Genomic DNA, 12,083 nt, shown 5'->3' on the forward strand with positions numbered 1-12,083 from the left:
GCGTTTTTACGCACTGCTGTTTATTCGTCTTCTTTAATAACCATATGTTTCAAGATCTCATCGGTAATCTTCATCACACGGTCAAGCTCGGCAACAACAGCCGGTTCACCAGTGAAGTAGAAGATGCAGTAATAACCCTCGGTGAAGTCTTTCACTTCATAGGCCAAGCGTTTTTTACCCCAACGATCAATCTTCTCAATGTTTCCGCCATTTGCAGTCACAAGGTTTTCAAACTTGGCAAGCACCGCGTTTGTTGCCTCTTCTTCCAACGGCTTAACAATGAATATGACTTCGTACTTTCTCACGAAATCACCTCCTCCTGTGGACTAGTGGCTCCCGCATGGGGAGCAGGGAGGTTAACAAATAAAATTTGCAAACCAACAAACCAGGACAATGTCCTAGACTAAATTATTATAGCATTAAAAATATCCAATTGCAAGAAATTTACACAAGAAGGGAACCGCTGATTTAATGAGCCTGCCAGCCTGGCGAGAGATTTTTCAACTGGCAAGGAAGTAAGACCGCAGGAATAGCGGTTCCTATTTCAAGTTTTGCTGAAGCAGCCAGATGGAAAAAGATCCGCCAGGCTGTGCGGTGTGAATAAATCAGTGGTTCCCTAAACATTAAAGCGGAAATAGGTCACATCGCCGTCCTGCATTACATAGTCTTTGCCTTCCAGCCGGACCAGTCCCTTTTCTCTGGCGGCCGCCTGACTGCCGGCCGCCATCAGATCGGCAAAGGATACGATTTCCGCCCGGATAAAGCCGCGTTCAATGTCACTATGAATCTTGCCGCCAGCCTGCGGCGCTTTAGTGCCCCGGCAAATGGTCCAGGCCCTGACTTCCTGCTCGCCGGCCGTCAAAAAAGTCATCAAACCCAAAAGTTTATGCGACGCCCGGATCAGCTTGTCCAGACCTGATTCGTTCAAACCCAGTTCGGCCAGGAACTCCCTGGCGTCTGCTTCCGGCAACTCGGCGATTTCCGCTTCCACCTTGGCCGAGACGGCGACGACGCCGGCTTTTTCCTGCTGCGCGTATTGGAGCACAGCCTGCACATACCGATTGTCTTCCGGGCTGGTCACTTCTTCTTCGCTGACATTGGCGACAAACAGGACCGGTTTAAGCGTCAGGAGATTGAGGTCAGCGATCATCGCCGCTTCATCGGCTTCCAAGTCTACCCGGCGGGCCGGTTCGGCATTACCCAAAGCTTCCTGAATTCGCTTGAGGATAGTCAGCTCGGTCTGGGCCTTCTTATCGCCGCTCTTCACCAGCTTCTGGGTGCGCTCCATTCTTTTCTCCACCGTTTCCAGGTCGGCCAGGCACAACTCGGTATTGATAATCTCAATATCCCGCAACGGGTCCAGAGCGCCTTCGACATGGGTAATATTCTCATCGGCAAAGCAGCGCACCACCTGGGCAATAGCGTCAACCTGGCGAATGTGGGCCAGAAATTTATTGCCCAACCCTTCTCCCTGCGCCGCCCCCTTGACCAAGCCGGCAATATCGACAAAGCGGACAGCCGCCGGAATAACCCGTTTCGATTTATACATATCGACCAGCTTCTGCAAGCGTTCATCCGGGACATCCACCACCCCTACATTGGGTTCAATGGTGCAAAACGGATAGTTGGCCGCTTCAGCGCCCGCCTTGGTAATGGCATTAAACAGGGTGCTCTTGCCGACATTGGGCAAACCGACGATGCCTACTTCTAAATTTGTGCTCATGTATCTTCCACCTTACTTTAAATTTCGTTGCCTTAGGAACCGCTGATGTAATGAACCTGTCGGCCTGGCGAGAGATTTTTCCGCCTGGCAAGGAGGTTAAAACCAGGAATAGTTGGGCTATTTCAAGGTTTGGCTGACGCAGGCAGACGGAAAAAGATCCGTCAGGACGCACAGTGTGAATACATTAGCGGTTCCTTATATCTTTGTCTATTGTAGAGTATCACTGCCAGAAATTCAATAGGCACTAGTGCCTCATCCGGCGGGAAGCCGTAGTATGGCATCGAGGATTTTTGCCATCAGGCAAGACGGAGGAGGTGCGCATACCGGGTATATGTAAACCGACGACAACGAAGGCTGATGGCAAAAAGACCGGGGATCTGCCACAGCTTTCTGCCGGATGAAGCACTAATGCTCCGCCGGCTCGTCGGTCCGGCCCACAATGGTTTTGACGGCTTTCTCAAATTTCGGCCGGGGAACCATCACCCAGCGGCCGCAGCCCAGGCATTTGATGCCGAAGTCGATGCCTGTCCGGGTAATTTCCCAGCGGTCCGAACCGCAGGGATGCTGTTTTTTCATTTTAACAATGTCGCCGATCTTATACTGTATCCGCTCCATCTTACTTTCCCCCTAGCTTTTTATTAACAGCGCCGGCGGCATGACAATGCCTGCCGACTGAAACAAAGTGGCCACTTTATGGCGGATAGCGGTTTCCACCGCCCCCTGCTTAAGCGGCACCGTCTCGGCCACTAGCCGCAGCAGCATATCGGTGCTGCGAAATTCTACAATACCTACCACCTTGGGGCCACTTACCACTTCCGGCATAGCAGCGCCAACGGCGGCACAAGCCTCCTCCAGCAAAGCCACGACCTGATTCAGGTCGGCTTCGTAAGCAACAGGAATATTCACTACTGCCTGCATATGACCCCGGGTATAATTACTGATCCGGGTAATAGCGCCGTTAGGGATAAAATGCAGCACGCCATTGGCATCCCGCAGCTTGGTGGAACGGAAACCGATCTCCTCCACTGTCCCGGCCATATTGTCACTGACAATATAGTCGCCAACCGAATACTGGTCCTCCAGAATAATAAAGAAGCCGCTGATAAAATCCTTGATCAGACTCTGGGCGCCTACGCCAAGGGCCAACCCGATCACACCGGCGCCGGCAATCAGCGAGGTGGTGTCGATGCTGCATTCCTGGAGCAGCATAATGACTGCGATGAAATATATGATATAGCGGAGAATGTTGGCAGTCAGGGCATATAAGGTCCGGGCCCGTTTCTCTTCCAAATAGAAGGTTTTTACACCTTGGGGTGGAATAAAAAACCGGCCGATCAGTGTATGGGATATTTTCAAAACCACTGCCGCTCCCACTAAAATGGCCAGAATCCGCAGCAGCTTATGCGCCGTCTCCAGCAAAAAATCAGGATTTACAAAAAACTCTGTCACAGAGCGACCTCCTTAAAGCATCAATTGTATAATAATTAGACTTTCCAGGAAAAATTCCTCTTTTCCAGCCGTCAGTAACACGTTCACTCAGTGCCTCATATAATGTATGACAAATCCGTGCGAAGGGGCGATCGCTATGGCGACAACACCGCAACCCATTGTTAATACTATTCTTGCCGATGTCAATGCCATCATTCCGAATTTTTCTTCGCTGGTCAGTTCCTACCGTCTGCTTGTGGGCTCCGCCGAAGAAATCCACCGTATCCCCGGTGTACCGGAAGACATTTTCTTTCGCTCGGTAGAGCGGTTCGACCATACCGGGACACTGATTGATATTCTGCTGGAACTGCTCTGCTGCAAAATAAGCTACAGCAGTGACTTCCTCGGCATTACCTGCGCTCCGATTGATCTATTCCGGCTGCTAACCAACCGGACGGACGTCACCGATACTCCTTACCGTACGGGCGACCAAATTCTGCAGCTTGAAGTGCTGCGGCGGGCTCTGGATAAATGCCGCGGTACCCCCTCCGGCTTTAAACCCGGCGATATTCCGTCCTGGCGCGGACGCCGCAGCCGGGACAAACAGGACGAGAGTCCAAGCGCTCCGGACTCGTTGTAAGCTTATCAACCAAACGGGCATTGACGTCACCGTCAATGCCCGTTTTCTTCGTCTGCCGGCGGCAAAGGACAACTGCCAAAGCCGTCATGATAATCGCAGGGTTCAATATGAATGACCACATCACAGAGGCCCAGCCGTTCCTCGATTTCCCGTTCCAATTGGTCGCATACGGCATGGGCCTTATCCAGATGCATCTCCTTGTATAAAATCAGGTGCATGTCAATCAGCCGGTAACTGCCTGACCGCCGCGTCCGGAGCCGGTGAAAAGAAATAACCTCCACATGGCGATTGACAATTTCACTGATAATCGCTTCCTCTTCCGGTGGCAGCGCAATATCAGTAAGCTCATGGACACTTTTTTTGGTCATATCGTAACCGGCTTTAAAAACAATGCCGGCCACCGAAAGAGCAATCAGCGGGTCCAGCCAGCTCAGACCCGTCACTTTGATCAAAACCAGACCGATCAGTACACCGACCGAGGTCCAGATATCGGCCCGCAAATGCAAGGCGTCGGCCTCCAGCGCCTGGGATTCGGTCTGATGGGCTACGGCCAGCAGACGGCTGGAAACCCCATAGTTAAGCGCGATAGAAATAACCATAAGCAGAATGCCGTATTCCAGATGCTCCGGTTTGTTATGGGAGTAAAACTTATCCACTGCCTCATAAACAATCCATAAAGCGGCGCCGATGATTAGCAGTGCTTCCACGGCACCGGACAGGTTTTCGAACTTGCCGTGGCCGTAGGCATGATTTTTATCCGGCGGCTGATCGGATTTTCTGACCGCCACATAGGCAACCAGGGAAGCGATTAAATCCACCGCAGAATGGGCAGCCTCGGAAATGATGCTCACCGTACCGGTAATCAAACCTACCGCCAGTTTTAAAACCACTAGCAGCGAGTTGGACAGAATGGATAACAACGCCGTCCTTTTTTTTAGATTTCCCTCCGGGTGACTCTCCTGCACCGCATAGACCTCCCTGAAAAATAATATGACAGATACGCCCGTGAACTTATTAAAAAAGCCTGCGGAATCGTTAGATCCCGCAGGCAATATATCCTGCTGCGTCATGTCTGCCCAGTCGCCGTTAACCGGCCACTTGATCCTGTTCTATAATATTAGCATACCTCTAAAAAGGTGTAAAGACTTGCCAGACTCAGTTAAAACTCAGCCAATCTGGACTACATGACGGACAGGATAACCTTTCTCCTGCAGCCGCGCCGACAGCACGGCAATATCCGGAATGTCCGCCCGAATGACCATCTCAGCCTTGCCTTCCACTAGACTATGGCTAATCATACTGCCGATATTAATCCCCAAATCGGCAAATACGGCCGTAATCTCATGGACGGCGCCCACCTTGTCGGCCATATCCAGCGTAATTCTGGTCTTGCCCTGCGGCAGGCCCATGACATCAACAAAGCATTTAAAGATGTCTGTTTCCGTAATAATCCCGACTGGGGCACCGGCCTCATCTACCACAATAATACCGCCGATCTTGTTGTTGTACATTAAAAGCGCGGCCTCTTCCACGGTAGCGTCGGCCCGTACGGTAATCAACTCTTTTTTCATGACATCTTTTACTTTCATTTTTGCCAGCAGATAATTGATCTCATAAATCGATAAGGAAGTAGCGGCAGACGGGGAAACTTCCCGTAAATCACGGTCGGTAATAATCCCTACCAGTTTTCCGTCGTCCACCACCGGCAAGCGACGGAACTTGTTTTTCCGCATGACATGCGCGGCATCGGCGATATTCGTGCCCGAAGTGATTGTTACAGGATTCGGGGTCATATGATTTGATACAAACATACAGCTCATCTCCCATACACAGGTTTTTACTTCCAAACATCATACACTATCCAGGTACTGCTGTCATACGCATCAGGGCCGGCAGCGACTCCGGTCTACTGCCGGCTTCCGGGCAGGCTAAGACGCAAGAGGAGACGTTAATTACCCGCCGAGATAAGCCTTTCTGACATCCTCACTGGCTGCCAGTTCCTTGGCTGATCCCGATAAAGTAATACGGCCCGTTTCCAATACATATGCTTTGTGGGCAATGGATAATGCCATATGTGCATTCTGTTCGACAAGCAGCACTGTAGTTCCTGTAGAGTTGATCTCCTGGACAATAGAAAATATCTCTTTTACCAGAAGCGGCGCCAGCCCCATGGAAGGCTCATCCAAAAGTAAAAGCCGCGGCCGGCTCATCAGGGCACGCCCCATGGCCAGCATCTGCTGTTCGCCGCCGCTCAGCGTACCGGCCAACTGCGAACGGCGTTCAGCCAAACGGGGAAAACGTTCAAAAATTTTATTCAAATCCTGCTGGATTTCCTTCTTATCGCTGCGGATATAGGCACCCAGCTCCAGATTTTCCATAACACTCATATTGGCAAATACCCGGCGGCCTTCCGGTACCTGGGAAATGCCCAACGAAACGATGTTTTGCGCTGCCATACCACCGATTTCCTTGCCTTCAAACACAATTTTGCCGCTTTTGGGCTTGAGCAAACCGGAAATGGTACGCAAAATGGTACTTTTGCCGGCGCCATTAGCGCCGATCAGGGTGACAATCTCGCCTTCCGTTACTTCCACGCTGATTCCCTTGAGGGCGTGAATGGCACCATAATATACATTAATATTATCAACTGTCAGCATTAGTGCACTTCCTCCCCAAGATAAGCTTCAATAACCTTCGGATTGTTCTTGATCTCCTGCGGCACGCCGTGCGCAATAATGCTGCCGTAATCCAGTACATAAATCCGTTCACAGACATTCATGACCAGACTCATGTCATGCTCAATCAGCAAAATGGTCAAATTGAACTCTTTGCGAATCCAACGGATCATCTCCATCAATTGATGTGTTTCCTGCGGATTCATCCCGGCGGCCGGTTCGTCCAGCAGCAGCAGCTTGGGCTGAGCGGCCAGCGCACGGGCAATTTCCAGACGGCGCTGTTCACCATAAGGAAGATTTTTGGCGATTTCATCCTTCTTGTCGGCCAGTTTAAAGATTTCCAGAAAGCGGGTGGCCTTTTCCTCAATTTCCTTCTCTTCATTGTGATAGCGGCCAAACCGGAGCACCGACTCGACCAAGCCATACTTAACATGAAAATGATAGGCGATTTTTACATTATCCAGCACCGACAGATTGGAAAAGAGACGAATATTCTGGAAGGTCCGGGCAATTCCGCGTTGTGTGATCTGAAATGGTTTCAAACCGACTACACTTTTCCCGTCAAAGGTAATTTCGCCATCGGTCGGTTCATATACACCGGTTAAGAGGTTAAACGCCGTCGTCTTGCCCGCGCCGTTCGGCCCGATTAAGCCAATCAATTCGCCGTCATTGATTTCTACATCAAAATTCGATACGGCACGCAAGCCGCCGAATACTTTGGATAAATTACTTGCCTTTAACAGCGTCATGCTTGTCACCTCCAAATAACCGGCCCCAGTTTTTGAATACCTGCAGGCTAAGTTCTTTATTGCCGAATAATCCTTGCGGACGGTAGATCATCAGTACAATCAGCACTAGCGAGTAAATCACCATGCGCCATTCGGGATAGCTGGCCAAGGCAGCCGACACAAAGGTTAAGAGGACGGCAGAAGTGATCGAACCGGTAATACTGCCCAGACCGCCCAACACCACCATGGTCAGAATATCGAAGGACTTCATAAAGGTAAAGGACGCCGGATGGGCAATGTAAAAATAGTGGGAAAACAGCGTCCCGGCCACGCCGGCGAAAGCCGCGCCGATGGTAAAGGCCAGTACTTTATACCTGGTTGTATCAACACCCATGGCCTCGGCAGCGATTTCATTTTCCCTGATGGAAATAATCGCCCGTCCATGAGAAGAATTAATTAGGTTCTTGATAAAAAAGATAGTAAACACTGTCAAAAAGAAGACCCACGTGAAGGTGGTATAGCGGGGGATGCCCATAAAGCCGGACGCACCGCCCACATAAGGAATGTTCAGGATGGTAATACGGATAATCTCACCCAGTCCCAACGTAGCAATGGCCAGATAGTCACCGTTTAGCCGCAGCGTCGGCAGACCGATCAAAAAGCCAAGCATACCGGCTGCCACAGCACCGCCAAAAATAGCTACAATAAAAGGAAGGTGCATTTTTACCGTCAGTACCGCTCCCAGATAGGCACCGACCGCCATAAAGCCGGCATGGCCGATGGAAAACTGTCCGGCAAAACCGTTAATCAAATTCAAGCTGCTTACCAAGATAATGTTAATACAGATCAGCACCAGATTCAGCTGCCAGAAAGGACCAATCATATTCGTCATAATGAGCGCTTGTAGAATACCGTATACAACCAGGCAGGCGCCCAAAGACAGTATATCTTTTTTCGTAGCCTCTCTCATCTTGGTCACCTACACTTTCTCACGTACATTTTTGCCAAGCAAGCCGGCCGGCCTGAACAGCAAAATGAGGATTAATATGCCAAAAGCTGCGGCATCGCGGAAAGTCGAGGAAATGAAGCCGCTGACCAGGGCTTCCACCACACCCATGATAATGCCGCCGAGCATGGCTCCCGGAATTACGCCGATCCCGCCCAATACCGCCGCCACAAAAGCCTTCAGACCGGGCATAATGCCCATCAGCGGATCAATGGAATTGTAGTAAACACCAACCAGCACGCCGGCCGCGGCGGCCAGCCCGGAGCCAATACCGAAGGTAAAGGAAATAACCCGGTCCACATTGATGCCCATTAAACGGGCAGCATCGGTATCAAACGAAACAGCCCGCATGGCTTTACCGATTTTTGTCTTCTGCACGACATAAGTCAACAGCACCATGAGCAGCAAGGCAACGACCAGAATGACAATCTGTTGGCTGTTGATAACAATGCCGCCAATATTATAAAGCTCCGCGGCAAACACCTTCGGGAAGGTCCGCGGCTGCGGCGTTACAATCAGCATCCCGCCATACTCTAAGAGCAGCGATACGCCGATTGCCGTAATCAATACGGCAATCTTCGGCGCCGACCGCAACGGCCGGTAAGCTAGCCGTTCAATAATCATACCTGCCAGAGCGGCTCCCACCATGGCCAGCACCAACGCCGGCAAAAAGGGCATCTTCAGTGTCGTGGTGGCAAAAAAGCCAAGATAGGCTCCCAGCATATAAATATCGCCATGAGCAAAATTGATAAGTTTGATAATGCCGTAAACCATGGTATAACCAAGGGCAATCAAGGAATAAATACTGCCCAGGGATACACCATTAATCAACTGTTGGATAAACTGTTGAAAAAAGGATGATGCCTCCATGTTGATTTTCCCTCCATAACTCTTTCTTTTTCATTACAACGATCCCTGCCGGAAATCCTTGCCAAACAATTGCAACAGGAAGGGGATAAGACTAAGATGCCTTATCCCCTTTTGGACACACGTAACCCGAAGTCTGTACTGGCCCTTCTGCGGCGCCCCACCATGAAGATCTGCCAAAGCGATTGCGGCAGATCTATCTATGCTGTTGTTAGACTGCTCTTTCAGACCGCACACACCCGGCTGTTTCGCATCAACTCTATGCTAAGTTACTTAATTATACACCGAATTTCAGCGGTGGACAGTCTTTAAGGATTAATTTTCTCCTTAAAAGTTTGCTTGCCGTCTTTCATCTCAATGATAACGGCACTCTTCACGGCATCATGGGTTTCATTCAAGGTAATCAGACCGGATACAGCCTGATAATCCCTGGTCTTAGCCAGTGCGTCCTTAATCGCAACCGGATCGGTTGAATTAGCCCGTTTGATCGCTTCGATGACCATCATCGTAGCATCGTAGGACAAGGCGGCAAAAGCGTCCGGTACCTGGCCGTACTCTTTCTTATAAGCCTCAACAAAGTCTTTGATCGCCGGACTGTTGTCGTCAGGAGAATAATGGTTGGCAAAAAAGGTATTGTTCAGCGCATCGGCGCCGGCAATTTCCGGCAGTTTAGCCGAATCCCAGCCGTCGCCGCCCAGCACCGGCATCATTAAACCAAGTTCGCGGGCCTGCTTGATAATCATACCCACTTCCTGATAATATCCCGGTACGAAAAGCACATCCGGATTGGCTGCTTTTATTTTGGTAAGCGTTGCCTTAAAATCGGTGTCTTTAGCTAAATAGGCCTCATCGGCTACAATCTTGCCGCCGTTTTTCTCAAAGGTTTCCTTAAAGAACTGGCCCAGCCCTTTGGCATAGTCACTGGAGTTGTCGATGTACAGAGCCGCTGTTTTGCCTTTCAGCGATTTGGTGGCAAAATTGGCCATAACCGAACCCTGGAAAGGATCAATAAACGCTGCTCTGAACAGGAAGTCTCTTACCTTGCCGGTGGCCGGATCAACCGTAACCTTGGGATTGGATGCCGTCGGACTGATCGCCAAAACCTGGTTGTCGGTGTTTACCTGAGCGCCGGCAATCACGCTGGAGGATGCGATAGGAGCGATTACCGCCACTACCTTATCCTGAGTAATCAGTTTTTGCATGGCATTAGCGGCTTCCGCGGCCTCACTCTTGTTATCGGCCACCACTAAATCCAGTTTTTTGCCCAGCACGCCGCCCTTTTCATTCACCTGCTTGATAGCCAGTTTGGCGCCATTGCTTGCCGATCCGCCAAAGGTAGCATTTCCGCCGGTCATTTCCAAATTGGCACCGAGCTTAATGACGTCTGCGCTTTGCTGTCCGCCACAACCCGCCAGTAAAACGGCAGACATGGCAAGTCCGAACAATGCTTTTACCATCTTTTTCGCAACCATATTTCTCCCCCTATTTTATTACTGATAGATCCGTATCCATCCCTATGATACTGCCGTCCATCCGTTTCGTATCTTTCCAGGATGAATATAACACGATTTCGTATCATTTACAGTGTATATTATATGGTTGCGCTTGGTGGCTGTCAATACTTCACACAAGGACTTTAAAGCAAAAGTCCTTGTGTGGTAGACATTGTGTTTTTTTCTGGAAAACAATGCGGGAATCCGTCTTTTTTTACTGTGATGAATTAGGGATTAACTTTTTCTTTAAACACTTGCTTGCCGTCTTTCATTTCCACTACAACGGCACTCTTGATCGGATTATGGTTAGCATCCAAGGTCAGTATGCCGGTAACGACCTGCAAATCTTTGGTCTTTTCCAGGGCTTCTCTGATTTTTTCCGGATCATCGCTGCCGGCCCGTTTGATTGCGTCAATCAACATGAGCGCGGTGTCATAGCCGAGCGCGGAGAAAGCACTGGGTGCTTCATTGTATTCTTTTTTATAGTCTTCCACAAATTTAACTACCCGGGGATCTTTGTCTTCGGCTGAATAGTGATTGCTGAAGAACGTGTTGTTCAGCGGTCCGGTGCCAGCAATTTCAGTTATTTTGGCGTTATCCCAGCCGTCGGTACCCAATAAAGGTACATTGATGCCCAATTCGCGGGCCTGTTTTACAATCTTGCCAACTTCTTCATAGTAGGCCGGAATGAAAATAATATCGGCATTGAGGCTCTTGATTTTAGTCAGAGTAGCCTTGAAATCCTGATCTTTTTGCAGGAAGGCTTCTTTGCCGATGATCTGTCCGCCATTTTTCGTAAAGCTTTCCGTAAACGATTCAGCCAGATTCTTGGAATAATCGGAGCTGCTGTCGATGTAAATGACTGCCGTTTTAGCATGCAGCGTCTTGGTAGCAAAGTTAGCCATTACGATGCCCTGGAACGGATCGATAAAGCAGCCACGGAAAGCATACGGTCTTACCTGTCCATTATCATCTACGGTAATTTTTGTATTAGTGCCTGTAGGAGTAACTAACGGGACTTTGTTGTCCTGAGAAATTTGCAACGCGGCAATTGCGTTCGAACTGGTAATCGGTCCTAGCATAGCTGAAACTTTATCCTGCGTAATCAGTTTTGTTGCTGCATTGGCTGCTTCCGAAGCTTCCGACTTGTTGTCAGCCTGTACAAGCACAATCTTTTTGCCCAGCACACCGCCGGCGTCATTAGCTTCTTTAATCGCCAGCATGATTCCGTTTAACGACTGCTTGCCATAGTCGGCTACACCGCCGGTCAGCTCAAAGTTGCCACCGATACGGATTTCCTTGTCATTCGAGGTAGCACTATTTCCGCAACCTGCTACCAACGACATCAGCACTAAAGCAGATGTCATAACTCCCAACCACTTTTTCTTCATAACTGTCATCTCCTCTGTCTTGATCCGGCTGCCGCCAACAATAAAAAAACCCCATCACAGGTTTCTAAAAAATCCCTGCTGGGCGTCGGCCCCAGTTGATTAAGCCGGGATAACTCCCGCTGCGCTGTCAAC

The 12,083-nt window shown here is 49.8% G+C and carries 13 protein-coding genes; 1 reads left to right on the plus strand and 12 read right to left on the minus strand.

What is annotated here, in order from left to right:
- Positions 1–20 precede the first annotated feature (20 nt).
- From rpsF to BMW43_RS16585, 4 genes are all read right to left on the minus strand, one after another.
- A complete protein-coding gene (gene rpsF / locus BMW43_RS16570) occupies positions 21–305 on the minus strand; it encodes a 30S ribosomal protein S6 (RefSeq protein WP_091750211.1) in 285 nt (94 codons plus the stop codon).
- A gap of 311 nt (positions 306–616) precedes the next feature.
- Complete coding sequence (gene ychF, locus BMW43_RS16575) at positions 617–1,723, minus strand: redox-regulated ATPase YchF (RefSeq protein WP_091750214.1); 1,107 nt, start codon at positions 1,721–1,723, stop codon at positions 617–619.
- Positions 1,724–2,128: 405 nt separating this feature from the next.
- Entirely contained in the window at positions 2,129–2,338 is a 210-nt protein-coding gene (locus tag BMW43_RS16580; RefSeq protein ID WP_091750217.1) for a DUF951 domain-containing protein, read from the minus strand.
- A gap of 12 nt (positions 2,339–2,350) precedes the next feature.
- On the minus strand, positions 2,351–3,172 hold the full coding sequence (locus BMW43_RS16585; RefSeq protein ID WP_091750220.1) for a mechanosensitive ion channel family protein: 822 nt from the start codon (positions 3,170–3,172) through the stop codon (positions 2,351–2,353).
- Positions 3,173–3,308: 136 nt separating this feature from the next.
- On the opposite strand from BMW43_RS16585, the gene BMW43_RS16590 reads away from it, so the two are divergent.
- Positions 3,309–3,791, plus strand: a complete 483-nt coding sequence (locus BMW43_RS16590) for a hypothetical protein (protein ID WP_091750223.1) — start codon at positions 3,309–3,311, stop codon at positions 3,789–3,791.
- Between the two features lie 32 nt (positions 3,792–3,823).
- On the opposite strand, the gene BMW43_RS16595 is transcribed toward BMW43_RS16590, so the two are convergent.
- The 8 genes from BMW43_RS16595 to BMW43_RS16630 form a co-directional block, all read right to left on the minus strand.
- Positions 3,824–4,756: a cation diffusion facilitator family transporter gene (locus BMW43_RS16595; RefSeq protein WP_245732558.1), complete on the minus strand. Its 933-nt coding sequence runs from the start codon at positions 4,754–4,756 to the stop codon at positions 3,824–3,826.
- 201 nt (positions 4,757–4,957) lie between these two features.
- The gene (locus tag BMW43_RS16600; protein ID WP_091750231.1) at positions 4,958–5,602 is read right to left on the minus strand and encodes a CBS domain-containing protein; all 645 of its coding nucleotides are present in this window, start codon (positions 5,600–5,602) and stop codon (positions 4,958–4,960) included.
- 141 nt (positions 5,603–5,743) lie between these two features.
- Positions 5,744–6,448 carry an ABC transporter ATP-binding protein gene (locus BMW43_RS16605; protein WP_091750235.1) on the minus strand — a complete coding sequence of 235 codons (705 nt, stop codon included), beginning with the start codon at positions 6,446–6,448 and terminating at the stop codon, positions 5,744–5,746.
- Positions 6,448–7,215 (minus strand): ABC transporter ATP-binding protein, encoded by a 768-nt coding sequence (locus BMW43_RS16610; protein ID WP_091750238.1) that lies wholly within the window; start codon positions 7,213–7,215, stop codon positions 6,448–6,450. Before BMW43_RS16610 ends, BMW43_RS16605 begins: the two co-directional genes overlap by 1 nt.
- Positions 7,193–8,164, minus strand: a complete 972-nt coding sequence (locus tag BMW43_RS16615) for a branched-chain amino acid ABC transporter permease (protein ID WP_091750241.1) — start codon at positions 8,162–8,164, stop codon at positions 7,193–7,195. Before BMW43_RS16615 ends, BMW43_RS16610 begins: the two co-directional genes overlap by 23 nt.
- Before the next feature lie 9 nt (positions 8,165–8,173).
- Positions 8,174–9,070 carry a branched-chain amino acid ABC transporter permease gene (locus BMW43_RS16620; RefSeq protein WP_091750244.1) on the minus strand — a complete coding sequence of 299 codons (897 nt, stop codon included), beginning with the start codon at positions 9,068–9,070 and terminating at the stop codon, positions 8,174–8,176.
- Positions 9,071–9,375: 305 nt separating this feature from the next.
- Positions 9,376–10,539: an ABC transporter substrate-binding protein gene (locus tag BMW43_RS16625; RefSeq protein WP_091750248.1), complete on the minus strand. Its 1,164-nt coding sequence runs from the start codon at positions 10,537–10,539 to the stop codon at positions 9,376–9,378.
- A gap of 248 nt (positions 10,540–10,787) precedes the next feature.
- Positions 10,788–11,951: an ABC transporter substrate-binding protein gene (locus BMW43_RS16630; protein ID WP_091750250.1), complete on the minus strand. Its 1,164-nt coding sequence runs from the start codon at positions 11,949–11,951 to the stop codon at positions 10,788–10,790.
- Positions 11,952–12,083: the final 132 nt, after the last annotated feature.

It is taken from the genome of Propionispora vibrioides (genome assembly GCF_900110485.1).
GTDB classification, from domain to species: domain Bacteria; phylum Bacillota; class Negativicutes; order Propionisporales; family Propionisporaceae; genus Propionispora; species Propionispora vibrioides.

Excerpts from the sequence above, each read along its gene's own strand:
- ychF (WP_091750214.1), bottom strand. The coding sequence starts at position 1,723 with ATGAGCACAAATTTAGAAGTAGGCATCGTCGGTTTGCCCAATGTCGGC.
- BMW43_RS16580 (WP_091750217.1), bottom strand. The coding sequence starts at position 2,338 with ATGGAGCGGATACAGTATAAGATCGGCGACATTGTTAAAATGAAAAAA.
- BMW43_RS16590 (WP_091750223.1), top strand. The coding sequence starts at position 3,309 with ATGGCGACAACACCGCAACCCATTGTTAATACTATTCTTGCCGATGTC.
- BMW43_RS16600 (WP_091750231.1), bottom strand. The coding sequence starts at position 5,602 with ATGTTTGTATCAAATCATATGACCCCGAATCCTGTAACAATCACTTCG.
- BMW43_RS16605 (WP_091750235.1), bottom strand. The coding sequence starts at position 6,448 with ATGCTGACAGTTGATAATATTAATGTATATTATGGTGCCATTCACGCC.
- BMW43_RS16610 (WP_091750238.1), bottom strand. The coding sequence starts at position 7,215 with ATGACGCTGTTAAAGGCAAGTAATTTATCCAAAGTATTCGGCGGCTTG.
- BMW43_RS16615 (WP_091750241.1), bottom strand. The coding sequence starts at position 8,164 with ATGAGAGAGGCTACGAAAAAAGATATACTGTCTTTGGGCGCCTGCCTG.
- BMW43_RS16620 (WP_091750244.1), bottom strand. The coding sequence starts at position 9,070 with ATGGAGGCATCATCCTTTTTTCAACAGTTTATCCAACAGTTGATTAAT.
- BMW43_RS16625 (WP_091750248.1), bottom strand. The coding sequence starts at position 10,539 with ATGGTTGCGAAAAAGATGGTAAAAGCATTGTTCGGACTTGCCATGTCT.
- BMW43_RS16630 (WP_091750250.1), bottom strand. The coding sequence starts at position 11,951 with ATGAAGAAAAAGTGGTTGGGAGTTATGACATCTGCTTTAGTGCTGATG.